Raw genomic sequence first — 22,113 nt, 5'->3', positions numbered from 1 at the left:
GGTTACCCGGGTTGGTGACCGTCACGCCGGTGGTGGTGCCCCCGGAGTAGAGGGTCAGGTTCCACTTCGCGAGGGCTTCGTTGAGGGGCTGGAACACGGCGTTGTCGCCGGTGGGGCAGCTGTTGCCGTTGATGGCGCCCTCATGCAGGCCGATCGCCTTGTCCCCGGCCAGCCACACGCCGCCGGAGTCACCGCCCTGGGAGCAGGCGGTGGTGACCGTCAGGCCTTCGACGACCACGCTGCCGTAGTCCATGGTGTGGTTGAGCTTGGTGACCCGGCCGCACTCCCAGTTGGGGGCGGTGTTGCCCGAGTGGCACACGGTCTCGCCGACGATGGCGTCCTTCGAGCCGGTCACGCTGATCGCGGACTGACCCCACGTGTTGACCGCCGTGGACAGCGTCCATCCGGACTCCGTGACCGCGACGACCCCCATGTCGCCCTCACGCCCATTGACGCCGCGGGACCCGCCGACGTTGCCGGTGCCGATCCGGTTCTGCTGTCCACTCTGGCCATACGCGGCCTGGTTGGCGTCGTTGGTGCAGTGCCCGGCGGTGAGGAAGTGCTTGCCGCCGTTGGCATCGGTGACGGCGACGCCGACCGAGCACGCCGTCTCCGAGCCCGGCCACCAGCCGTCGCCCGGGTTGACTTCACCGGCCTGCTGCACCGGCGAGGTGTCGGTCTCCTCGACCCGGACACCGTCGGTGCCCCGCAACTCGCGCAGGAACTCCTCGGTCGCCGCGGTCTTCTTCGTCGCGTTGATCCGCACGAGGACGTCGTTGCGGACCTCGTCCACCCCGTAGCCGTTGAGGCCGGGGACGTCGTTCGCCGCCAGGGCCGCCACCTTGGCCACCAGCGCGGCGAGCCGGGACTTGCTCCGCCCGACGAAAGCGGGCCGGGCGCCCGCGGCCCGCACGGCGTCGGCCGTGGCCTGGTCGGTGACCGCGACGGTCAACGCGCCGGTCTGGTCGTCGAACCACTTGCCGGGAGCCTGCCGCACGATCGCCTCGGGCAGCCGGTCGAGCACCACCCGCGCCGCGGCCTGCTCGCCGAGCGTCTTGCGGGCCTGCTCCTGGCTGATGCCCAGGTCGTGGGCGACACCGTTGACCATGGCGGGCGGGAAGTCCCGCGGGGATGGGGGATCAGCGGCATTGGCCGCGCCTTGGCTGAGCACGACCGCGCCGGCCACGACGGCTGCCACGCTGACCGAACTCAGGACTCTCAAGCGCATGCGCATAACGGATGCGGCCTCCTGACAAGACAAGGTGCAGGGAGGCCGAAGGTAAGCCGCGCAAGGGAAGAAGAGAACGAGATCGGGTTTTTAACAATTCAGTTCGAGCTCACAGCGGCGCCCGCGCCGAGGTCCGAAAGGCCCCCGGCGTGCGGCCGACGCGGTGGTGGAAGAACTTCGAGAAGTTGGTTGAATCAGGGAAACCCAGCTGGTGGGCGATCAGCGCGACGGGGTGGTCACCGTGCGCCAGCAGGCGCTTGGCCTCCAAGATCACCCGCAGGTCGATGAACTCCTTCGCGCCGACCCCGGCGGCGGCGAGTGTCGCTCGCGACAGTGTCCGCGGCGAATAGCCGAGCATCCGCGCGTAGTGCCCGACCTGGCGGGCCGCGGCGAAGTCGTGTTCCACGGCGTCGCGGAAGCGGCGGAAGGTCTCGCCGGGCTCGACCGCGGGCGTGCCCGGCCTCAGGTGGGCGATCCGCAACAGCAGCGCGGCGAGGAGGTGCCCGAGCAATTCGGTGCGCACCGCGTCCGGCAGCGCCGGGTCGGCGTACTCCCGCGCCAGGTGGTCGAGGGCGCCGCGGGCGGCGGCGCCTGCCGAGCCGGTGGCGTGCCAGTGCACGTGGCCGAACCGGTCGTCGACGCGCGCGGTCGCGGGGGACAGGAAGCTCGACTGGAAGAACACGACCGCGCCCTCCGCCGCCGCCAGGTCGCCGAACCGCTGGACCTGCCCCGGCCGCACCCACAGCCAGGAACCCGCGGTCACCGTGTACGGGGTGAAGTCCACCGCGTGCCACAGCGCGCCCGCGTCAACCGCGAACAGCAGGTGGAACTCAGGGCGCTGCGGACTGCTCAGATCCTGCCCGCGCGCCCGCTCCCGCAGGTCGGCCAGCGTCAGCACCTCGACCCCCGCCGCGGCGGCCGACGGGGGCGAGTAGGCGATCTCAGGTATCGGCGGTTGTCCGTTTTTCACCATGACGAGTCCCGATCATACCTCGCTGAACAGCGGTGACCTGCCTACTGTGTATTTCATAAGGCAGCAAACGACAAGGGAGTGACCACGATGGCGAAGATCGCCGTGTTCGGTGCCACCGGCACGATCGGCAGCACCATCACCCGCGAGGCCCTCGACCGCGGCCACCAGGTGACCGCCGTCCGGCGCGACAGCGCCAAGCCCACCGACCCGCGCGCCGAGCCGACCGTGGGCGACGTCCTCGACCCCCAGTCCGTCGCGGCGATCGCCAAGGGCCACGACGTGGTGGTCAGCGCGGTCGGCGGCGGTGACGGCCCTGGACACCTGGCGACGATCAAGCCCGCCGCCGAGTCGCTCGTGGCGGGCCTGCGTGCACTCGGCCCGGACGCGCCGCGCCTGGTGGCCGTCGGCGGCGCCGGTTCGCTGCGCACCCCGGGCGGCGGCGAGGTTCGGGACAAGGAAGGCCTGCCCGAGTTCCTCCTGCAGATCATGAACGCGCACGCCGACGCCTTGGACTACTACCGCGGAGTCGACGACGTCCACTGGACCAACCTCAGCCCGGCGGCCACCATCGAGCCCGGCACCCGCACCGGCCGGTACCGCACCGAACTCGACGACCTGGTCGTCGACGACGGCGGCGTCAGCCGGATCTCCACAGAGGACTACGCCGTGGCCCTCGTCGACGAGATCGAGAACCCGCGCCACACCGGAAAGCGCTTCACCGTCGGTTATTGACCAATCGTCGGTGATGATCGACCGGAACCTTAGGGGACCGTGACGGCAGCCGACCACGGTCGCCGCGAATCCGCACAATCACGTGATAGGTGACTGATCCCAAAATTTCGGGGAGGCGGAACAGAACAACTCGTCGAAGACCCGGGTCCGGTCGAAGGCCATGGCGTGCGTGCGGGCCCGGGCCTCCATGATCCGACGTTCCTCCGGTCCCATGTCCAGCACCACCCGGTCGAGCGCGGCGGCGATGCCCGCGACGTCGCCCGCCTCGACGATGATCGCCGTGTCGCCCACGGCCTCGCCCGTCCCGCCGGTGACGGTGGTGATCACCGGTCCGCCGCCCGCCAGCATCTTCTCGGTCAGCGCGATGCCGAAGGTCTCGACGAAGTCCGGCTCCGGCCGGGTCGGCAGCGCGTACGCCGCGCAGCCGCGCATCAGCAGCGGTTTCTCCTCGTCGTCCACGTCGTCGAGGAAGACGATCCGGTCGTCGGCGCGGGCGAGCGCCCGGACTTCGGGAAGCGCCGGGCCGGTCCCGGCCACGACGAGCCGCACCCGCGACCGCGCCTTCGACCCGAAGAACGCGTTCACCAGGTCGAAGATGCCCTTGGCCCGCGTCACCCGCGACAGGAACAACACGTAGCCGTCACGTTCCAGCCCTCGGCGTTTGAGCGCGGTGTCCACCAGCACCGGGTCGAGGTCGAGGTAGGCCGATGTGTCGATCGGTGGGTAGCTGACTGAGACCCGTTCGCGGCACTGTTCGGCGAGCCGGGTGCCGCAGCGGAAGTCGACCTCCTCGGCGGCGGCGGCGATCTCCTGGCGGGTGTACTCCGACACCGCGAGCACCTCGTCGTTGGCCAGGAACGTGGTGAACAGGACGACGGCCGCGCCGAACCGCCCTTCCCGCAGGCAGGAGCGGATCACGTTGGTGACGTCCGATCCCACCGCCTTCGCCATGGTGCGCACCTCGGGGGCGTACCCGGCCGCGCGGGCCGCCGAGACCGCGTCCTGGACGACCGCGGTGTGTGGGGCGAGGTACATCGACAGGCAGGTGGTCGGCACCGGCTCGGCCAGCAACTCGACCAGCCTGCCGGTCAGGCCGGCCATGAACCGGCCGTCGGGCACCCGGTAGTCGCCGACCGGCTCCGGCCGCTCCACGGTGACCCCGGCGCTGTAGGGCATGATCCGGTCGAGCGGCTTGAGCGGCAGCCCCGCCGCCCGCAGCGCCGCGATCGGCCAGGTCAGCACGCGCACGTCGGTGAAACCGCGGGTGAGCGCGACCTCAGCCAGGTTGCGCGCCTCGCCCGAGTGCCCGCAGATCACCGGGTCGGCCCGGACCACGATCACCAGTCGGCGGCTCACGGGCGCGCTCCGGTGGACAGCGACGGCGGCCGGGTCGCCCGTCCCCACCGCGACGGTTCCGGGCCCAGTTCCAGGTGCAGCGTCCCGCCCGCGTGGACGTCGGACGCGCTCAGGTGCGTCACGTCGACCTGCTTTCCGTTGAGCCGCGCGGATTGGACGTACTGCGGCGGCGGCACCCGGTCGAGCCCGTCGGAGCTGATCGGCGTCTCGCGGTGCCCGCTGGTCTCGATGACGAAGTCCTTGTCTCCCAGGTGGATCGTGGCGCGCGCGAAAGCGGGGGCGTTGACCAGGAACAGGCTCTGCCCGGCCACCGGGAAGAGCCCGAGCGAGGCCCACACGTACCAGCTGCTCAGCCCGCCCGAGTCGTCGTTGCCCGGCAGCCCGCCGGGACCGGTGCCGAACTGCCAGGTCAGCGCCGCGTGCACGACCTCGGCGGTCCGGTCGGGCCTGCCCGCGTAGTGGTAGGACCACGGGGCTTCCATGTCGGGCTCGTTGTTGAGGCCCTCGAACCGGTTCAGCGCGTACCCGACCGCCATCTGCGCCGCGTCGGGCCGGTGGCCGGGCTGCACCACCCGGGCCGCGCCGAAGCCGAAGAACGCGTCGAGCATGGCGACGAACTTCTCGTCACCGCCCGCCAACGCGATCCTCCCGGCCATGTCGTGCAGGAGCCGGAACGAGTAGTTCCACTTGCCTCCCTCGTAGAACGACGAGTCGTGCAGCAGGCCGGTCGCCGGGTCGAAGGCGTTGGGCCACAGGCGAGCCCGCTCGTCGAGTTGCTCGGCGAGCGGCGCGTCGTTCAGCGCCCGGGCGACACCGGAGGTGCAGTGGTAGGCGTAGGCGAGGTCGAGGGTGTGCGAGATCGGGTGCACGACGCCGTGCTCGTAGAAGTCCTCGCCGTACATCCGGCGCAGGTCGTCGACCATGTGCACCAGCGCCCAGTTCCAGTCCAGGTCGCCGAGCCCGATGGCGTGCGCGTCGGCCAGCGCGGTGTGCGTCAACGCGCTCGCCTGCCGGAAGAACCGGTCCGCACCTCGGGCCATCCGGTAGCCGATCGGAAAGTTGCCTTCCTCCTCGCAGACCCGGATCAATGACTCCAGCAGGTCGACGGCTCGGTCCGGGCAGATCGCCATCAGCAACGGCAGTTGGGTCTTGTAGATGTCCCACATGGTGCAGACGTCGAAAGCGAACGGGCCGGATGTCGGCCAGAACGGGCTCTCGTCGTCGCCGAAGCACGGCTTGACCAGCGAGTGGTACAGGGCCGTCGCGAACACTTGGCGCCGCGCGGGCGACCCGCCCTCGATCTCGATCCGGCCGATGTGGTCGCGCCACTTGGCCTGGGTGTGCGCCTTGATGGCGTCGAAGGCCTGCGGCGCGTCACCGCACTCGCGGCGCAGGTTCTCCCGCGCCTGCTCGCAGCCGCGCAGCGAGAAACCGATTCGCACCTCGACGCTCTGCCCGGCCGAGGCCGGGCCGATGAAGAGCAAACCGAAGGGGCGCAGCGTGGTCTGCCGGATGCGGTCGAAGTCGAGCCGGGTGCCGCCCTCGATCAGCCTGCGGTCGTGCCAGACCATCTGCCGCCAGTGCGGGCTGTCGACCTCGATGTACACCGACAGCGGCACACCCTCGACGACCACCGTGCCCTGAGCGCGGCCATGGCCGAGGCTCTCCACGTGCGCGCGCAGCGGCACCGTGCGGCCGTGGTCGATCGCGAGGCCGCCGCAGGACAGGTCGACGACCACCCGGGCACTTCGGTGTTCCGGGAACGTGTACCGGTGGACGGCGACCTTGGCGCCGACGGTGATCTCGCACCGGATGCCGGGGTCGAGGGTGGCCGCGTAGTACCCGGCCTCCGCCGTCTCGTCGTGCAGCGGCCAGGACTGGCCGAGGGTGTCGAGCGGCTGCACCATCGGTGTCACCCGCACGTAGTTGTAGTACTTGCGGATCGCGCCGGTGCCGGACTGCTGGAAGTGGGTGAACCCGGAGGCCTGAGGGTGGTCGAACATCTGCTCCGGCAGGCCCTCGGTGTTCTTCGTGTAGAGGCCGTACCCAGTGGGGTAGGCGCCTGAGTACGCGCAGGCGGACACCATGCCCAGCGGGGACACCGCGCCCGGGTGGGTGTTGCCGATCTGCGCTTTCGGCCACCACCAGGTGGCCGCCAGACCCTGCGCCGGGGGCAGCGCGGTCGGGGCCGTTCCGATGAGGGGATCGATGTCGTCCACGATGGCGGAACTGTAGGACCGCGTGGCCGCCCCGGTGGTTTCGCTGACGTGAACTTCGTGCTGGGGTCAGGAATTCCAGCGCGCGCGCTCCTCGTCGAAGGCGGCCCGCCTGCGCGCGCGGACGGCCTTGATCTCGCCGGCCGCCTCCTGTTCGATCCGGTGGACTTCGGCGACCGAGAACGTCGTGGGGCGGACGTCGAGGTCCGCGCGGGCCGCGGCGATGTCGGCGCGGTGCTCGGCCAGCTCCTCAGCGGTCACCGGCCGGAACCGGAGCCGGTCGAAGTGCCGCAGCAGCCACGGCCGCTCGTCGCCGAGTCGCCACACGGGCACCGTGCGGCCGACGAGTTGGTACCCGCCGGGGCCTTCCATGCCATAGACGCACAGGTAGACCCCGCCGATCCCGACGGCGTTCTGCGGGGTCCAGGTGCGCGCCGGGTTGTACTTGGTGGTGACCAGCCGGTGCCGGGGGTCCATCGGCACCGCCACCGGGGCGCCCAGGTAGACGTCGCCGAGGCCCACGACGAGGTAGGTCGCCGCGGCGACGATGTCGAAGACGTCGTCGCGGTGGGGCAGCGCGTTGACCCGGCGGATGAACTCCACGTTGTCCGGGCACCAGGGCGCGTCGGGGCGCACGGACGCGGCGTAGCGGCGCATCGCCTCGTGCGCCTCGGGGTGGTCGAACGCGATCGGCAGGACGACCTCCCGCGCCGGGACGACAGCCGTCGACGGGTCGGCCAGATCGTCGGCGAGCGCTCCCAGGTGCTTGGCCAGGGGTGCGAGGTCGCGGGCGGCCGAGTCGACCGCCACCAGCAGCGAGCGGACACCTTCGACGATCTCGGTGACCCCGTCGGGCCGGTCCGCCCGCAGCGCCTCGGCGAGCAGGTGCACCCACATCCGCACGGTCAGGTCGAGTTCGGTGTGACCTGCCTCCACCAGCAGGTGCCGGTCGCCCGAGCGCCTGATGGTGAACGCGGGCCCGGTCCGCGTGGCGTCGCCGCCGTGCAGCGGCTCGGGCCTCGCGGTGTCGGGGCCCAGGGGTGCGAGCCGGACCGTGTCGCCGGGTCGCAACTGGCCGAGTTTCCACCGGTCCGCCTCGACCACCACCGCCGCGACGACGAACCCGCCGAGCGACGGGCCGTCCACGCCGACGATCACCGGGGTGTCGCCCGCGAGCATGATCCCGCCGACCGGGTACGCCGAGTCGTGCAGGTTCGACGGGTGCAGCCCGGCTTCGCCGCCGTCCGCGCGCGCCCAGCCCGGGGCCGGTCCCGTGAGCCGGATGCCGGTGCGGTCGGCGCGGTGGTCGACAGTCCAGGTGGCCGCGAAGAACTCATCGATCCCTTCCGCGGTGAGGTATTCCGGCGCGCCGTGCGGGCCGGGGACCACCCGCAGGGTCCAGGTGTGGGTCAGTTCCGGCAGTGTCACCGGGGCCGGGGCGACGAGGTTCTCCCGGCGGCCGAGGGGCACCGTGTCCCCGGCCCGCAGCGCCCGCCCGTCCAGCCCGCCGAACTCGCCGAGCACGAACGTCGACCGGCTGCCCAGCACCCGCGGCACGTCCAGCCCGCCTTCGACGGCGACGTACCCGCGCATGCCTGGCCCCGTCAGCGGTCCCACGTCCAACGTGGCCCCCGCGGGCAGCCGAACCACCGTGCCCGGCCGCAGGGGGCGCCCGTCGGCCGTGGCCCGGGTCGCCGCGCCGCCGACGCACACCAGGCGCGGCTCGTCGACCCGCAGCACCGGGCCGCGCACGACGCATTCCAGGCCCGCCAGGTGATCCGGGTTGCCCACGGCGGCGTTGACAAGGCCGAACGTCACGTCGTCGAACGCCCCGGACGGCGGCACGCCGACGTCCCACCGGCCGGTGCGGCCCGCGAGGTCCTGCACGGTGGTCTGCGTCCCCGGGTCGAGAACGTCGAGCACCGCCATCACGCCCACCACCCGATCAGCTGGACCGCCGTCGGATTCCAGCCGTTGCACGGGTTGTTGAGCTGCGGGCAGTTGCTGATCAGCACCAGGATGTCGCGGCTGGCGGTGAGCTCGACGTGCTTGCCCGGCGCGGACAGGCCGTCGTCGAACCGCAGGGTGCCCGCGGCGTCGACGGGCACGTTCATGAAGAAGTTGATGTTGTGCCCGAGCTGCCGCTGGCCGATGCCTTTCGCCGCGCCGTAGCGCAGGAAGGTCTGCCTGCACGCGTGCTGGTGGCGGGTGTGCTCGCCGTACCGGATGACGTTGGACTCCTGCGAGCACGCGCCGCCGACGGTGTCGTGCCTGCCGCAGGTGTCGTCGGTGATCACCGCAAGCTCGTCGAGCGCGGTCGACAGCAGCCGCGACCCGGTCGTGAGGTACACCGCGCCCTGCTCGCGCACGGTGTCGAACGCCGAGTACCGGTTGTCGATGTCGGCCGCGTCGTAGAGCAGGGTGTCGACGGCCTGGTTGCCGTGCAGGTCCACGATCCGCAGCCTGCCGCCCTCAGGGACGGTGATCAACGCGCCGTCGCCGGGCGCGACGACCAGATCCAGTGCCGCGGTCATGCCTGAGCCCTTCTCGTCATCTCGAGTGCGCGGGCTGACTCCGCGCGGAACACCGCACTCGCGTCGTCGGCGTCCGCGGGTGGCGCGGGGGAGACGTCCACCCGCACCCCGGCGGGCGCGTAATCGGCCGTGGACAACGGATGCGGCGCTGTCGACAGCACGACCAGCACGTCCTGCTCGGTGCGCAAGGTGACCGTGTCACCCGCGGCGGCGTGCCCGGTGACCAGCGTCAACGAGGCCCGCGGGTCGTCGGCGATCGCCACCTTGCTGAAGAAGTTCACGCAGCCGTGCAGATCCGCCGGGCCGAGCCCGTGCTTGGTCAGCTCGGAGACCAGCCCGGTCCGCGCGGACCGGCGCCACTCGTTTCGGTGCTGTGCGTAGGAACTGGGGCCGAACCGCCGCAGGTGCCGGTCGTGGCCGAAGCCGGTCAGGCAGTCGTGCCAGTCGAGCGTCGAGTCGACCACGCGGGCCAGCGCGAGCCCCCGGTCGGACATCAGCACCATCGGCGGCCGCACACACGCCGACATCTGCGACTTCACGGTGTCGGGGATGTTCAACCGGTCCAGCCGGTCCGCGCCGAACAACAGCAGCGCGGCGTTCGCGTCGGCGCCCTGGGCGGTCAGCGTGACCAGTCTGCCCGCGCGCACCGGCGCGGACCAGGCGGCGCCGCCGGGGACTTCGTGGTGATAGCTCGATGGCATGGCCGGAGCCTCCGAGACTGTCAGCCCGGACGCACGGCACCCGGGGCCACTGAGGCCTCCCGGGCTTTTATCCCGCCGTGGAGCGAGGGCTCGGGAGCCTTCGCCTCCCCTCTCGGTCGCGGACCTCCCGCAAGGAGCGGAACCCTAGGGGCGCCCCGTCGCCGTCGACGGGTCGCGGGTGATCTTAGGGCACTCGGGTAGCCCGCCGGGATCGTCCAGGTGAACGACCGGGGCGTCGGGCCCTGCCACGGCCGCGCGGACGGTCGCGTGCAGCGGCATGTCCCGCCGGACACCGCCGATCTCCTGGTGGCTCCGCATCAGGCCCTCCCGCTGGTAGCCCGCGTTCTCCGCGACCCGGACCGAGCCCAGGTTCCATGGCTCGATGTGGAGTTCGACCCGGTGCAGCGCGGGGATCGCCCACACGAACCCCGTCAACGCCTTCAACGCGCTGCTAGCGACACCACGTCCCCGGTGCGTGGCGGCCACGGAGTACCCGGCCGTAGCCCGGCCCGCGGCCAGGTTTCGCAGCCACAGACCGATGGCCCCGACCGCCTGGTCGGTGCGCGCGTCGGCGATGGCGAAGGACATCCCGGCGCCATCGGCGAGCTTGCTCTGCTGGCGGTGAATCCAGTCCATCGCCTCCTGCTCGGACGGTTTCGCCGCAAGACTGCCGATCAGCGGCACATACGGGTCGTCACCGAGTTCGAACGCGAGGTGCACGTCGCGTTCGGCGAACGCGCGCAGCACGACCGGACCGCACCGTGGAGCTGTCGACGGCCACTGCGGGAGCATCTCGTCCATTCGTCGATACTCGGTCGTTCTCGGCTCTCCGCAAAGCGGTTTACGGGTGCCGCGCGCTCACCACCACGCGCCGACGGTCTTGGCGTCGTGCGTGGCGCCTTCGGTGTTGGTGCGTTTGTCATGTTGGGCGCCGGTCAGGATCACGTTGGTGAACGTCACGTGGCGCAGGTCCGCACCACGCAGGTCGGCATTGCCCAGGTTGACGTCGGTCAGGCTGGTGGGACCGACTTTCGCGTAGTCCAGCCGCGCGCCGGACAAGTCCGTCCGGTCCAGGAAGACGAAACTCGACAGGTCGGCGTAGCTCAGGTCCGTGCCGGTGAGTGTCGCGCCGTTGAACGAGATCAGCCCGCCATGCGCCCGGCTCAGCTCGGAGCGGCTGAGATCCGCGCCGACCAGCGACATCGAACTCAGGTCAGCGTTGAACGCGCGCATCTCGGCAAGGCAGGTGTGGCGCAGGTTGACCGCACTCGGGACGTTGAGCCCGCCCACGGGACGTCTCGGATCGTTGGCCACCACTCGGCGGGTGATGACGACGAACGCGGCTTCGACATCGGCGGCCGTGGCCGGACAGGGCTTGGTCGGGTCGGTTCGCGGGCTGTTGGCGCGGATGAAGGCACTGAGCACCTCGACCACGGTTTGCTGATCGCGCGGCGAGTCCGCCGCCAGCCGTTCCAGGGCGTAGATGCCGCCCAGGCGGGTCTGGATATTCTCAGTGCCGGGCGTGCCCAGCAACTCGACGGCTTTGGCGTAGCGCTCAGTGATCTGGCCCTGTTCGGAGACCTGGATTTGCTCACGGGTCGCCTGCAGCGACAGCGCGGTGAACAGCAGCGCGCCGAGCGCGGTGACGGCGGTGATCGTCTGCGTCCAGTCGCGGCGACTGGCCGAGGGGTTTCCCGGTGCGCGTCCCCGGCGCCACACCGCGGCGGCCCCGACCAGCAGCAGAGCGCCGACCACCGCGGGCCACCAGTGGGTGAGCCACGCCAGGGACGGCAGCAGGTCATTGCGGGCGAGTGCCCAGCCCAGGATGGCGAGCCCCGCCACCACAAGGACGGCGATCACCCACCGACTGGGTCCGGGGGCCGCCGGGGCCTGATCGTCTTCCACGTGATCCTTGTCGCCGAAAGCGGTCGCAGTGCTACGCCTCGGAACGGAAACGATCTCCGGCGGTCCAATCGGCGTCCTATGCCACGCTGTGGCTGATCACGCTGCCTGCAGGCGTGCTGGAACGTGACCCGCAGGCTCCGGGTCGACGCCGACTACCTCGTCATCCGCTGCGCCGGATCGGATCTGGTGTCCGGCACCAGGTTCGTGTTCCTCCCGGACGAGGACACCCGCTACGACAGGCTGTAGAAGGACGGCAGCGCCTGGGACCGACCCCGACGAGACGAATCATTTGCGCCTTCTATCCACCGCAAATGCCCTATTAAGTATCAGCTATCAAGATATCCAGTAGATCTGGTCGAAACAGTGGCCGACTTCCGAGGTCGGTCAAAAGCCGCCAGGACGGCGGCGGGGCGTCGCCACACCGCTGGGTGGCGAGGCGGCGGGCGGGGAATTCGCGGGTGGTCTTGGGGGTGTTTGGGGTTCGCGGGGAAGCGGGTAGGCCACTTACTCACCCACAAGGAAGGAGAAGTGATGACTACCGCGAACGTGCGGGAACTGGCGAATTCGCTCACCGGCAAGACGGTGTACGACCAGAAGGGCGAAAAGATCGGCAAGGTCGGCCAGCTGTGGACCGACGAGCGCGACGGCACGCCCAGTTGGGTCACGGTGAACACGGGCCTGTTCGGCACACACGAGACTTTCCTGCCGATGCGTGGCCTGAAGGCCTCGGGGGACAAGGTGCAGACGCCGTTCGAGAAGGCGAAGGTCAAGGACGCGCCGCAGGTCGACCCCGACGCGGGGCGCATCGATCCCGGTGAGGAGGAGCGGCTGCACCGGTACTACGGAATCGCCGACGGGCAGCCGAACCGCGCGGATGGGAAGCCGAAGAACGCGGTCGGCCGTGACACCTCTGGTCCGACGACCGACGACGCCATGACCCGGTCGGAGGAGCACCTGCGGGTGGGCACCCAGACCGAGGAGACCGGTCACGCGCGCCTGCGCAAGTACGTGGTGACTGAGACCGAGCAGGTCGACGTCCCCGTGACCCGCGAGGAAGTCCGGGTGGAGCGTGAGCCCATCACCGAGGCCAACCGCGAGGCCGCGCTGTCCGGCCCGGACATCTCGGAAGAGGAGCACGAGGTGACGCTGCACGCCGAGCGGCCCGTGGTCGACACCGAGACGACTCCGGTGGAACGGGTGCGGCTGAGCAAGGAAGAAGTCACCGGCACCGAGCGCGTGAGCGGCGAGGTCCGCAAGGAGCGCATCGACACCGACACCGACACCGACACCGACACCGACGGCCGGGGCCGCCCGAAGCGCTGACCCCAGTCCCATCGCGCTCCGGCCACCGGCACCGCCGGGCGGCCGGGGCGTGCCGGATTCGGCTGTCCACTTCAGACATCCGGTAACAAGGCATTGATCAATGTCGACGTAGCTTCCACAGAGGAGGCACCGGTGATCAGCGATGACGACGTTCTCGCGTTGTTCGACCACTGGCGTGTCGACATCGACAGTGAGCCCGCGCCCGCCATGGTGATGCTGGAAGTCGCGTGCGTGCTCTTCCTGGCCGGGTGGGTGCCGAACTAGTGGCTCGTCCAGGACGTTGGCCGGGTATCGGCGTGGTCACGGCGTCGCTGCCAAGGCGCGGGGACAGCGCTCGTACCGGGTTGTACTTGGCTGTTCCGGCAACGCGGGCAGCGGCGTCGTGGGCATGTCGAGACCCGGCCAACGTCCCTGGACGGGCCACTAGGTCTTCGGCTGACGCCACCTGAGGAGATCCAGCGCGGCCGCGACGGCCACGAGGTTCTCCGCCAGCGGCCGCGGCAGCAGCTCGTCGGCCCGGGCCAGCCTGCGGATGACGGTGTTGCGGTGGCTGTAGAGGCGTTCGGCCGTGCGGGAGGTGTTGCACTGCTCCCGCACATAGGCGCGCACGACGTCGAGGATCTCCGGGTCGGCGTACTCCAGGTCCCCGAGGGTGTCGGCGACGAACTCGTCCGCCTGGGCGGGATCGGTGCTCAGCAGGGCGACCAACTGGACATCCTCGTACCGCGCGTACTGCTGTGGTGAGGTCAGGCGGGCGAGCATGCGCTGGGTGGTGAGCGCGTCGAGGTGGCCGCGACGGAAGCCGTCGATATCGCGACCTGGCCTGCCGACGGCCACCCGGACCTCCGGATAGGCCGCGAGATACGCGGCCGACCGCGGTGCGGCGGCCACCGGCAGCCACACCCAGAGTGTGCCCGCGCCCGCCACGACGGTGAGCCTGCGTGGCGCGTCGCTCGCCCGCGCCAGTTGCTCCGCCGCGCCCTCGAGCTGGTCCATGCTCGCGTGTTCGCTGGTCCACACGACTGCCGCCGTGTGACTGCCGGTGAGCGCGTAGCCCAACTGCGCCTCTGCCCGGGCGCGGGTGATGGGGGCGCCTTCGAGTAGCAGCGCCACGGCGGCGCGGCGCTCGGCGTGGGTGCCCCGGACGAGCTCGTGGCGTTCGGCGTCCATCCGCTCGGAGATGGCGGCGACGGTGTCGTCGAGGAAAGCCGAGATCGAGCGCGACGACACGTCGAGCAGCTCGTGGAGCTGCGCGGGGTCGCTGGTAAGGCCGAAGCAGATCTCCATCCACCGCCGCCACGCCGCGTTCTGGCCCGTCCGGTACGAGTCGAGGGCGCCGACGTCCAATCCGCGCCGCACCAGGTCGCGGGAGTTCTCCAGCGCCTCCGGCCCGATGTACGGGGGCACCCGGCGGCCGGGGTGCCGCGCGTTGGCCGACGCCCAGTGCAGGAGGTTGGCGAGGTTCGTCCGCCGCACCCCTTCGCGCAGGACCGGGTCCTCGGCGACCGCCCGCATCCGCGTCCCGCTCAGGGCGGCCGCGTGCAGGTCTTCGATCCACTCCGCGCGGGGGTTCAGGGCGATCTCCGCGCCCTGTCGGAGCAGGTCACGCACTCGGTGCGACGGCGTCGGCCACGGCTGGCTCATGAACACATTGCACCACAAGCGGGTAAATCTGAGGCAGATCGTTCTGGTCCGAACGGGTGATGGACCGGGATTCTTGAGTCAGCCGCACAAGGGAGCCGTTCATGACCACCGCACTTGAGCACGTCGACGTCCTGATCGTCGGCGCGGGCATCTCCGGCATCGGCGCCGGCCGCTACCTGCGCACCGAGCACCCGTCGAAGAGCTTGGTGATCCTGGAGGCCCGCGCCGCGTCAGGTGGCACCTGGGACCTGTTTCGGTACCCGGGCATCCGGTCGGACTCCGACCTGCACACCTTCGGCTACGAGTTCAAGCCATGGCGCGACAAGGAGTCGATCGCGTCGGCCGACCGCATCCTGGCCTACCTGCGGGAGACCGCGACCGAGAACGGCCTCGACGGCCACATCCGTTACCACCACAAGGTTCTCGCCGCCGCTTGGTCCACAGAGGACGCTCGCTGGCTCGTCGATGTCGAACGCACCGACACGGGGGAGCGCTCGCGGCTCTCGGCGGGCTGGATCTTCTCCGCCGGCGGCTACTACCGCTACGACGAGGGCTTCACGCCGCACTTCGAGGGCCGGGACCGGTTCGCGGGCCGGATCGTGCACCCGCAGCACTGGCCCGAGGATCTCGACTACGCGGGCAAGCGGGTCGTGGTGATCGGCAGCGGCGCCACCGCGGTCACCCTGGTGCCCGCGATGGCGGACACGGCGGGCCACGTCACCATGCTGCAGCGGACACCGAGCTACATCGTGCCGGTGCCCAAGGAGGACAAGGTGGCGTCCCTGCTGACCCGGGTGTTCGGCGCCGAACGCGGGTACGCGCTGACCCGCCGCAAGAACATCGCCCAGTCCCGGGCCATCTGGCGGTTCTGCCAACGCTTTCCCGGCGCGGCCCGCAAGATCATCCGCTCGCTGAACGTGAAGCTGCTGCCCGAGGGCTTCCCGGTAGACGAGCACTTCAACCCACCGTACGACCCGTGGGACCAGCGCCTGTGCGCGGTCCCCGACGGAGACCTGTTCCGGGCGATCCGCAAGGGCAAGGCATCGGTCGTCACCGGCCGCATCGAGACCTTCACCGAGACCGGGATCCGGCTGGAGAACGGCGCGGAGGTGGAGGCGGACATCATCGTCACCGCCACCGGGCTGAACATCGAGCTCTTCGGCGGCATCGACCTCACCGTCGACGAGCGGCCGGTCTCGTTCCCCGACACGGTCGTCTACCGGGGCATGATGCTCAGCGGGGTGCCGAACTTCGCCATCGCCATCGGGTACACGAACTCGTCGTGGACGTTGAAGATCGGCCTGCTCTGCGAGTACTTCTGCCGCCTGCTGCGCCACCTCGACGATCACGGCCACCACGCGGTGTGGGCGGTCGCCGACCCCGACCTGCCGACCCGCCCGCTGCTCGACTTCGGCGCGGGCTACGTCCAGCGCTCGCTGACGTTGCTGCCCAAGCAGGGGCCTGCGGCCCCCTGGCTCATGGCGATGGACTACCACGAGGACCGCGAGCAGATGCGCCACGGCGCCGTCGTCGACGGGCACCTGCACTTCTCCAGCCGCACCTCGCGTTCGGTGGTTCCGCAGTGGACGTGGTGACATGCTGAGCCGCGACAACAATGGCGACATGATCCGCGCCAATGGCTGGTAGGAGTGGTCAGCCCGGCGCTGGCGGCTGATGGACCGGTCCGGTGCCGGGTGGGGGAGTGCCGTGACGCGCGGCGTAGGCGACGCGGTAGGCGGCCACGGCGGTGGGCAGGGTGGGGAAGACGCGATCCGAGCCGATCCGGACGATCAGCCCGGCCCGGTCGAGGTCCTCGCGCAGGTCCTGCTTGACCCGGGCCATGGCGAACACGATGCCGCGCCGCGCCAGTTCGGCGCGCAGGTCCTCGATGGCGTCGACGGCGGTCAGGTCGACATCGACGTTGGCCTCGGCGTTGAGGAGGAACCACTCCACGGCGGTGGGGGAGTCGTCGACGGCGGCGAGCGCGCGGTTGCGGAAGTCGTCGGCGTTGGCGAAGAACATCGGCGCGTCGTAGCGGTAGACGACCAGGCCGGGCACCCGCGTGGCGTTCGGGTAGTCGTCGATGTCATGCATCCCGGCGATCCCTGGGGCGTAGCCGAGGATGCCGTCGTGCGGCCTGGCCACCCGGCGCAACAAGTCCAAAATAGATAGTGCGATCGCGGCCAGGACCCCATAGAGGACCCCAAGCAGCAGCACGGCGGCGGTGGTCGCGACCGCCAGGACCAGCTCACTGCGGCGGAAGCGAGCGATCCTGCGGAACTCGGTGAGCTCGACGAGCCGCACGGCCGCGTAGACCACCAGGGCGCCCAGCGCGGCGGCGGGGAACAGGGCGAGCACCGGCCTGCCGACGGCCAGGGTCAGCGCCACCGCGGCCAGCGCGACCAGGGAATGCAGCTGGGTGCGGCTGCCGAGCGCGTCGCCGATCGAGCTGCGGCTGGCGCTGCTGCTGACCGGGAATCCGCTGACCATCCCGGAGGCGAGGTTCGACGTGCCCAGCGCGAGCAGCTCGGCGTTGGCGTCGACGCGGTAGCCGTTGCGGGTGGCGAAGGAGCGCGCGGTGAGCACGTTGTCGGAGTATCCGACGATCGCCACGCCGATCGCGGGCAGCAGCAAGGCGGTCAGGTCGGCCCCGGACACCGACGGCAACCCAGGGCTCGGGAAGCCTGCCGGGATCTCGCCGATCACCTTGACTCCCAGGTCCCGTAGGGAGAACACGGCGGTCACGGCCGTGGCCAGCAGCACGCCGATCAGCGGCACTGGCAGCCGCGGCAGAGTCCGTCCGACCATCAGGAGGAAGACGAGGACACCGGCGGCCAGCAGCAGGGTCGGCGGGTGGACCCGGTCGAGCTGCTCGGCGAAGGACCGCACCTGGGCCAGGATCGACTCGCCCGACACCGGGACCCGGCTGAGCTTGCCGAGCTGGCCGACGATCATGAGGACCGCGATGCCCGCCATGTAGCCGACCAGGACCGGCCGGGAGAGCAGGTCGGCGAGGAAGCCCAGCCGACCCAGCCTGCCGAGCACGCACAGGACGCCGACCAGCAGGGCGAGCGCCGAGGCCAGCGCGGCGTAGTGGCCGGGGTCACCCGCGGCCAATGGCGCGATCGCGACGGCGGTCATCAGCGCGGTCGACGACTCCGGGCCGACCGAGAGCTGCCGGGACGTGCCGAACACCGTGTAGACAAGCAGGGACGCCATGATCGCCCACAGGCCCACCACCGGAGCCAGGCCTGCGACCTCGGCGTACGCCATGACCTGCGGGATCAAGTACGCCGCGACGGTGACACCGGCGACGACGTCACCGCGCAGCCAGCTCCGCTGGTACCCGCGCAGCGCGGTGATGCCCGGGGCGAAAGGGAATCGCACGGCGTCCTCCGATCCGCTGTGGTGTCCACACCGGAGTCGCGGGTCAGGTTCCGGTCAGCGTAGCCAGAGACCGCGGTCGCTCGAACGAAACCAGGCCCTCCCGTTGTGGGCGGATTCTCGGGGTCCTCGCAACACCTGATGGCTTATGCGGTCGTCAGTAGATCACGCAGGCGCTCGGCTGGGGTGTTCCAGCCGAGCGTTTGCGTGGCCGGCCGTTGAGTTGCTGTCGTACTCCGCACGCGCAGGCCAGCCTTCCGCACCCACCCGAACGCCGTGTTCAGGTTCACCCCAACCGACCGGGCGGCCACCGAGACATTGCCGCCTTCACGATCCAGCTCCTCGAAGAACCCCGCCCGCAACCGTGGTGAAAACACGATCCCCGCAACTCCCTGAAGTCCAGGGTGTTGCGGGGATCGCTAGAACCCGCCGTGCCGGGAGGGCCTATTCCTGTCGTGCCTAGGAAAGCGCGCCCGTGTACCCGGTGATCCAGGTCCGGTAGGCAGGCACGTCGCTGTAGATCGACGGGTCGACGGCGCAGGTGCTGGTGCGGCCACCGGCGCGGCTGGTCGCCCCGATGAGCTCCCACGTGCCGTTGACGGCCTTGATCTGCGGGCCGCCGGAGTCGCCGTAGCAGGCGCCCGCGTTGTCGTTCGGGTTGTCGGTGCAGATCTCGGTCGGGCCGTCGATGCGCCCGCCCTTGCATAGCCGGTCCGCCACGATGGAGGTGTCGAGCTCCTGCAGGATCACCGGAGCGCCACACCCGCCGCGGACCGGGCAGGTCTGGCCCCAGCCGATGATGCGGGTGCTGGTGCCCACCGGGCCGGAGGTGTCCGCGATGCGGATCGGGGTCTGCGAGACCGCGCTGCTCAGCTGCAGCAGCGCGATGTCCCCGGTGGTGCGGTAGTTCGGGTGAATGATGATCCGGCTGACGCCGACCACGGTGCCGCCGCTGGTGCGGTCCGTGGTGCCGACGCGCAGACGCGTGTTGCCCGGGGTGCGGCCCGAGACGCAGTGCGCGGCGGTGACCGCCCAGTCGGCCTTGATCAGGGAGGCGCCGCAGACGTGCGAACCGGTGGTGCTCTGCATGGACGCCATGAAGCTGTAGGTCTGGGTGGCGTTTCCGCCGCCGACGATCATCGGCGAGACCGGTCCGTCGTCCGGTGCGGCGCTCGCGATCGGCGCGGCGAGCGCGGTCGCCGCGGCGGCGACCATGCCCACGAGCAGGGTACGTGCCCTCATGTGGTGCTCCTTCCGTCACCGAAGCCCTCGATTCGGTGACGTAGGGAACCTAAGCACTGCGGATGGCCTTGCATACCTGTGCGGAACTGTCACCAGTTGCCATTTGTTGCGCGTAAGGCACGTAAAGTAGTCAATTAATGGCGTAGCCGCAGGCTCAGCCCACCCAGGGCCAGCAGGACGGCCCCGGCGATCAGCACGATCGCGGCGCCGCCCACGGAGCCGCCGGTCCAGTCCCAGATCGCCTCGGGCACCGCGAGGGTGAACCCGACGACGCCTGCGGCGAGCAGCACGGGGGACCGGGTCAGCCGGTAGGCCAGCAAGCCCGCGACCGCGACCGCGGCGGTCAGCAGATAGCCCCACGCGGTCCATTCGGAGGACCCGAGCGGCACCTGGGCGCCGATCAGGGCGATCCCCGCGGCCACGGTGTACCCGGCCCACGCCGGCCGCATCACACCTGCCACCGTCAGGGCACCCCACGCGGCCCCGATCAGGATCAGCGTCCCGGCCAGCCAGGGGGCGTCGGCGTCGAGGAGCTCCACGACCACCTGCCACGCGACGGCCACACTGCCCACGGCCGCGACGGCCAGGCAGGTGAGGGACGGCAGGGCCAGGTAGCCGCAGCCGGCGAGCACAAGCATCGTCGCGGTCGCCCACAGCCCTTCATGGCTGGTCGCGATCGTCGCGGCGGTGATCCCACCCACCACGGCCGTCAGCCCGAACAGCACCCCTGCGACCCGCGTCCGCGCCGTCCCCACCCGCGGTCGCATCCCTTGGGGTCCACCCGCGATCAGTATCCCCGCGGCCGGCAACACCGCTGCCGAGACCAACAACACCGCGATCCGCGCGCCCCGGCTCAACTCCTCCCAGGACGTCCCGATCAACAACGCGGTCCCGGCGAGGACAAGCCCGCCACCGAGGTACCCGAGCACCTCCGCCACCCGCCGCGGCACCCCCGAGTCCACCGTCAAGGCGCCCCGCACGGCATCCCGTTGCCCAGCGGTGAGCACCCCGTCGGCGACGAGCTTGGCCAGGGCTGCGTCCTGTTCGGGGGTAAGTGTCGTGGCCATGGCTGCCTCCTGGAGTGGATGTCACCAGGGTGAGGCATCGGCCCTCGATCAGCGCGGAACGTTCGGCAACGACTTCGCGTGTTCCACGCCGATGGACTAACGACAGAGCGGCTTCGCAGGCGCACCTTGGCGTTCGCCTCCATCCAGACCGGCAGCGCGCCCGACCGTGGTTCCCGTGTGGGCCTCGGCAGGGCGGTGGGTGCGACTGTCCTGACCGGAGGGATCGCCGGGCTGTACCCGGCGATCCGGCCGGCGCGGCTCTCGCCCACGGAGGCGCCCGCCGCCCCATGGCGGCGGCGGTTCGGTGGTGGCGCACCTGCGGGCCGGTTCCCAGCCCGCAGGTGCGCCACCGCGCAAAGCCGTTTACGGCGCGGTGATCGCCGTGATCGTCGCGCCCGCGTCCACCAAACCGGCGCCGCAACCGCCCGGGCAGGAGACGAGTGGGCGTGCGTTGGCGATGAGCGCCGCCTCCACCTCAGCCGGAGCCATCGGGACCTCCCCGAGCATCAGCGCGACCAGGCCCGCCACGTGCGGGGCGGCCATGCTGGTGCCCATGTACGTCTTGTACGACTCGGCGCCCTGGACCGTGGTTCCGGAGTTCAGCGTCGACAGGATGCCGTTCTCCGGGGTGGTGCGGGTTCCCGGCGGGTCCGTCGCCCGACGGACTTCGCCACCGGGGGCGGTGACGTCGATCTTCGGGCCGAAGTTGGAGTAGAAGGAACGTTCGGCGCCGCGGTCGCTCGCCGCGACGGTGACCACGTTCTTGCAGTTGGCCGGGGTGAAGCCCGCGACGTCGGAGTTCGAGTTGCCCGCCGCGACGACGACGGTGGTGCCAGCCTTCACCGCGGTGTTGATCGCCTTCTGATATGTGCCGCCGCAGCGCGGGCTGGCGCCGCCGAGGCTCATGTTGATGACCTTGGCCGGGTGCGGGTTGTTCGGGATGCGCGCGACGCGGCCGCCCGCGGCCCAGGTGATGGCGTCGGCGATGTCGGAGGTGTAGCCGCCGCACTTGCCGAGTACACGCAGCGGGACGATCTTGGCCGCGCCCGCGACGCCCGCGATGCCGGCGGCGTTGTCGGTCAGCGCGGCGATGGTCCCGGCCACGTGGGTGCCGTGCCAGCTGGAGGCCGCGGGCGCGGGGGCGCCGCCGCACTCGCCGGTGTCGTACCAGTCGCCCTCGTCGTTCGGGTCGGCGTCGCGGCCGTCACCGTCGCGGGAGACCGACGGGTAGCTGATGAAGTCGTATCCGGGCAGGACGTTCCCGTTGAGGTCGGAGTGCGACACGATGCCGGTGTCGATCACCGCGACGGTCACGCCCGCACCGTCGGCGCCCGCCCACGCCGGTTCGACGTTCATGCCGCCGAGTGGCTCGTACAGGTCCCACTGCTGGGCGTAGAGGGCGTCGTTCGGCGCGGCCTGGGCGGTGACGATCAGGTCGGCCTCGACCTCGACGACGCCTGCCTGCCTGCGCAGCTCGGCCATCAGCCGCTGCGAGCCCGCTGCGTCGAGTGCCCGGTTCGCCCGGACCACCACGCCACCGGTCGCCAGCTCGCGGTCCTGGGTCACGTCCTTGTGGCTGACTTTGCGCTCACTCACCGTGTCGGCGAACGTGACGATGAACTGGTCCGACACCTGCTTGTTCGCCGCGGCCGCGGGCTGCTTGCCGGTCGGCGCGCCACCCGCCGCGGCGGGAAGGGCCACCAGCCCGCCGACAGTCAGGCCCAGGGCGGCCAGCGCCGCCACGTAGCGTTTCTTCATCGGAAATGACCTCCCGGTCGACCGGGGATGAACCCGGTCTAGTGCCTTCA

The 22,113-nt window shown here is 70.8% G+C and carries 19 protein-coding genes and 1 riboswitch; of the genes, 5 read left to right on the top strand and 14 right to left on the bottom strand.

What is annotated here, in order from left to right:
- Together GPZ80_RS03500 and GPZ80_RS03495 are read right to left on the bottom strand one after the other, a co-directional pair.
- Positions 1–1,228 (bottom strand): S1 family peptidase (locus GPZ80_RS03500; RefSeq protein ID WP_187218267.1); only part of this gene is annotated, 1,228 nt, incomplete at its 3' end.
- A 109-nt stretch (positions 1,229–1,337) separates the two neighbouring features.
- Entirely contained in the window at positions 1,338–2,201 is an 864-nt protein-coding gene (locus GPZ80_RS03495) for an AraC family transcriptional regulator (RefSeq protein WP_187218266.1), read from the bottom strand.
- A gap of 87 nt (positions 2,202–2,288) precedes the next feature.
- Between GPZ80_RS03495 and GPZ80_RS03490 the strand changes: the two genes are divergently transcribed.
- The gene (locus GPZ80_RS03490) at positions 2,289–2,933 is read left to right on the top strand and encodes an NAD(P)-dependent oxidoreductase (protein WP_187218265.1); all 645 of its coding nucleotides are present in this window, start codon (positions 2,289–2,291) and stop codon (positions 2,931–2,933) included.
- A gap of 78 nt (positions 2,934–3,011) precedes the next feature.
- Here GPZ80_RS03490 and GPZ80_RS03485 read toward each other — a convergent pair whose 3' ends face one another.
- From GPZ80_RS03485 to GPZ80_RS33610, 7 genes are all read right to left on the bottom strand, one after another.
- Complete coding sequence (locus GPZ80_RS03485; RefSeq protein WP_187218264.1) at positions 3,012–4,289, bottom strand: glycosyltransferase; 1,278 nt, start codon at positions 4,287–4,289, stop codon at positions 3,012–3,014.
- Positions 4,286–6,508: a GH92 family glycosyl hydrolase gene (locus tag GPZ80_RS03480; protein ID WP_312880086.1), complete on the bottom strand. Its 2,223-nt coding sequence runs from the start codon at positions 6,506–6,508 to the stop codon at positions 4,286–4,288. Before GPZ80_RS03480 ends, GPZ80_RS03485 begins: the two co-directional genes overlap by 4 nt.
- A gap of 66 nt (positions 6,509–6,574) precedes the next feature.
- Entirely contained in the window at positions 6,575–8,434 is a 1,860-nt protein-coding gene (locus GPZ80_RS03475) for a 5-oxoprolinase/urea amidolyase family protein (protein ID WP_187218263.1), read from the bottom strand.
- On the bottom strand, positions 8,434–9,039 hold the full coding sequence (locus tag GPZ80_RS03470) for an urea amidolyase associated protein UAAP2 (protein WP_187218262.1): 606 nt from the start codon (positions 9,037–9,039) through the stop codon (positions 8,434–8,436). Before GPZ80_RS03470 ends, GPZ80_RS03475 begins: the two co-directional genes overlap by 1 nt.
- Positions 9,036–9,740 (bottom strand): DUF1989 domain-containing protein, encoded by a 705-nt coding sequence (locus tag GPZ80_RS03465; protein ID WP_187218261.1) that lies wholly within the window; start codon positions 9,738–9,740, stop codon positions 9,036–9,038. Before GPZ80_RS03465 ends, GPZ80_RS03470 begins: the two co-directional genes overlap by 4 nt.
- 54 nt (positions 9,741–9,794) lie before the next feature.
- Positions 9,795–9,899, bottom strand: a riboswitch (guanidine-I (ykkC/yxkD leader).
- Positions 9,885–10,541 (bottom strand): GNAT family N-acetyltransferase, encoded by a 657-nt coding sequence (locus GPZ80_RS03460; protein WP_187218260.1) that lies wholly within the window; start codon positions 10,539–10,541, stop codon positions 9,885–9,887. (Overlaps the previous riboswitch by 15 nt.)
- Before the next feature lie 57 nt (positions 10,542–10,598).
- Complete coding sequence (locus tag GPZ80_RS33610) at positions 10,599–11,600, bottom strand: pentapeptide repeat-containing protein (RefSeq protein ID WP_187218259.1); 1,002 nt, start codon at positions 11,598–11,600, stop codon at positions 10,599–10,601.
- 168 nt (positions 11,601–11,768) lie between these two features.
- Between GPZ80_RS33610 and GPZ80_RS33265 the strand changes: the two genes are divergently transcribed.
- The 3 genes from GPZ80_RS33265 to GPZ80_RS33260 all read left to right on the top strand — a co-directional run bounded on the left by GPZ80_RS33265 (position 11,769) and on the right by GPZ80_RS33260 (position 13,232).
- On the top strand, positions 11,769–11,891 hold the full coding sequence (locus GPZ80_RS33265; RefSeq protein ID WP_281401143.1) for a hypothetical protein: 123 nt from the start codon (positions 11,769–11,771) through the stop codon (positions 11,889–11,891).
- 285 nt (positions 11,892–12,176) lie between these two features.
- The gene (locus GPZ80_RS03450; protein WP_187218258.1) at positions 12,177–12,968 is read left to right on the top strand and encodes a PRC and DUF2382 domain-containing protein; all 792 of its coding nucleotides are present in this window, start codon (positions 12,177–12,179) and stop codon (positions 12,966–12,968) included.
- A 132-nt stretch (positions 12,969–13,100) separates the two neighbouring features.
- Positions 13,101–13,232, top strand: coding sequence for a hypothetical protein (locus tag GPZ80_RS33260; RefSeq protein ID WP_281401142.1), 132 nt, complete (start codon positions 13,101–13,103; stop codon positions 13,230–13,232).
- Positions 13,233–13,391: 159 nt separating this feature from the next.
- On the opposite strand, the gene GPZ80_RS03445 is transcribed toward GPZ80_RS33260, so the two are convergent.
- Positions 13,392–14,612 carry a PucR family transcriptional regulator gene (locus GPZ80_RS03445; protein ID WP_187218257.1) on the bottom strand — a complete coding sequence of 407 codons (1,221 nt, stop codon included), beginning with the start codon at positions 14,610–14,612 and terminating at the stop codon, positions 13,392–13,394.
- Positions 14,613–14,713: 101 nt separating this feature from the next.
- Between GPZ80_RS03445 and GPZ80_RS03440 the strand changes: the two genes are divergently transcribed.
- Positions 14,714–16,207 carry a flavin-containing monooxygenase gene (locus GPZ80_RS03440; protein WP_187218256.1) on the top strand — a complete coding sequence of 498 codons (1,494 nt, stop codon included), beginning with the start codon at positions 14,714–14,716 and terminating at the stop codon, positions 16,205–16,207.
- Positions 16,208–16,265: 58 nt separating this feature from the next.
- On the opposite strand, the gene sulP is transcribed toward GPZ80_RS03440, so the two are convergent.
- The 4 genes from sulP to GPZ80_RS03420 form a co-directional block, all read right to left on the bottom strand.
- The gene (sulP, locus tag GPZ80_RS03435; protein WP_312880085.1) at positions 16,266–17,999 is read right to left on the bottom strand and encodes a sulfate permease; all 1,734 of its coding nucleotides are present in this window, start codon (positions 17,997–17,999) and stop codon (positions 16,266–16,268) included.
- Positions 18,000–18,455: 456 nt separating this feature from the next.
- Positions 18,456–19,238: a S1 family peptidase gene (locus GPZ80_RS03430; RefSeq protein ID WP_187218255.1), complete on the bottom strand. Its 783-nt coding sequence runs from the start codon at positions 19,236–19,238 to the stop codon at positions 18,456–18,458.
- 134 nt (positions 19,239–19,372) lie between these two features.
- Positions 19,373–20,305 (bottom strand): DUF2157 domain-containing protein, encoded by a 933-nt coding sequence (locus GPZ80_RS03425; protein ID WP_187218254.1) that lies wholly within the window; start codon positions 20,303–20,305, stop codon positions 19,373–19,375.
- Between the two features lie 363 nt (positions 20,306–20,668).
- Complete coding sequence (locus tag GPZ80_RS03420; protein ID WP_187218253.1) at positions 20,669–22,063, bottom strand: S8 family peptidase; 1,395 nt, start codon at positions 22,061–22,063, stop codon at positions 20,669–20,671.
- Positions 22,064–22,113 lie beyond the last annotated feature (50 nt).

The sequence above is a fragment of the Actinokineospora xionganensis genome (genome assembly GCF_014323725.1).
GTDB classification, from domain to species: Bacteria; Actinomycetota; Actinomycetes; order Mycobacteriales; family Pseudonocardiaceae; genus Actinokineospora; species Actinokineospora xionganensis.
The sequence above is the reverse complement of the archived record's forward strand: the minus strand, read 5'-3'. Positions and strand labels throughout refer to the sequence as shown.

What these genes read in the sequence shown, in the direction of transcription:
- GPZ80_RS03495 (WP_187218266.1), bottom strand. Translation starts at nt 2,201, where the DNA reads ATGGTGAAAAACGGACAACCGCCGATACCTGAGATCGCCTACTCGCCC.
- GPZ80_RS03490 (WP_187218265.1), top strand. Translation starts at nt 2,289, where the DNA reads ATGGCGAAGATCGCCGTGTTCGGTGCCACCGGCACGATCGGCAGCACC.
- GPZ80_RS03475 (WP_187218263.1), bottom strand. Translation starts at nt 8,434, where the DNA reads ATGGCGGTGCTCGACGTTCTCGACCCGGGGACGCAGACCACCGTGCAG.
- GPZ80_RS03470 (WP_187218262.1), bottom strand. Translation starts at nt 9,039, where the DNA reads ATGACCGCGGCACTGGATCTGGTCGTCGCGCCCGGCGACGGCGCGTTG.
- GPZ80_RS03465 (WP_187218261.1), bottom strand. Translation starts at nt 9,740, where the DNA reads ATGCCATCGAGCTATCACCACGAAGTCCCCGGCGGCGCCGCCTGGTCC.
- GPZ80_RS03460 (WP_187218260.1), bottom strand. Translation starts at nt 10,541, where the DNA reads ATGGACGAGATGCTCCCGCAGTGGCCGTCGACAGCTCCACGGTGCGGT.
- GPZ80_RS03450 (WP_187218258.1), top strand. Translation starts at nt 12,177, where the DNA reads ATGACTACCGCGAACGTGCGGGAACTGGCGAATTCGCTCACCGGCAAG.
- GPZ80_RS03445 (WP_187218257.1), bottom strand. Translation starts at nt 14,612, where the DNA reads ATGAGCCAGCCGTGGCCGACGCCGTCGCACCGAGTGCGTGACCTGCTC.
- GPZ80_RS03440 (WP_187218256.1), top strand. Translation starts at nt 14,714, where the DNA reads ATGACCACCGCACTTGAGCACGTCGACGTCCTGATCGTCGGCGCGGGC.
- GPZ80_RS03430 (WP_187218255.1), bottom strand. Translation starts at nt 19,238, where the DNA reads ATGAGGGCACGTACCCTGCTCGTGGGCATGGTCGCCGCCGCGGCGACC.
- GPZ80_RS03425 (WP_187218254.1), bottom strand. Translation starts at nt 20,305, where the DNA reads ATGGCCACGACACTTACCCCCGAACAGGACGCAGCCCTGGCCAAGCTC.
- GPZ80_RS03420 (WP_187218253.1), bottom strand. Translation starts at nt 22,063, where the DNA reads ATGAAGAAACGCTACGTGGCGGCGCTGGCCGCCCTGGGCCTGACTGTC.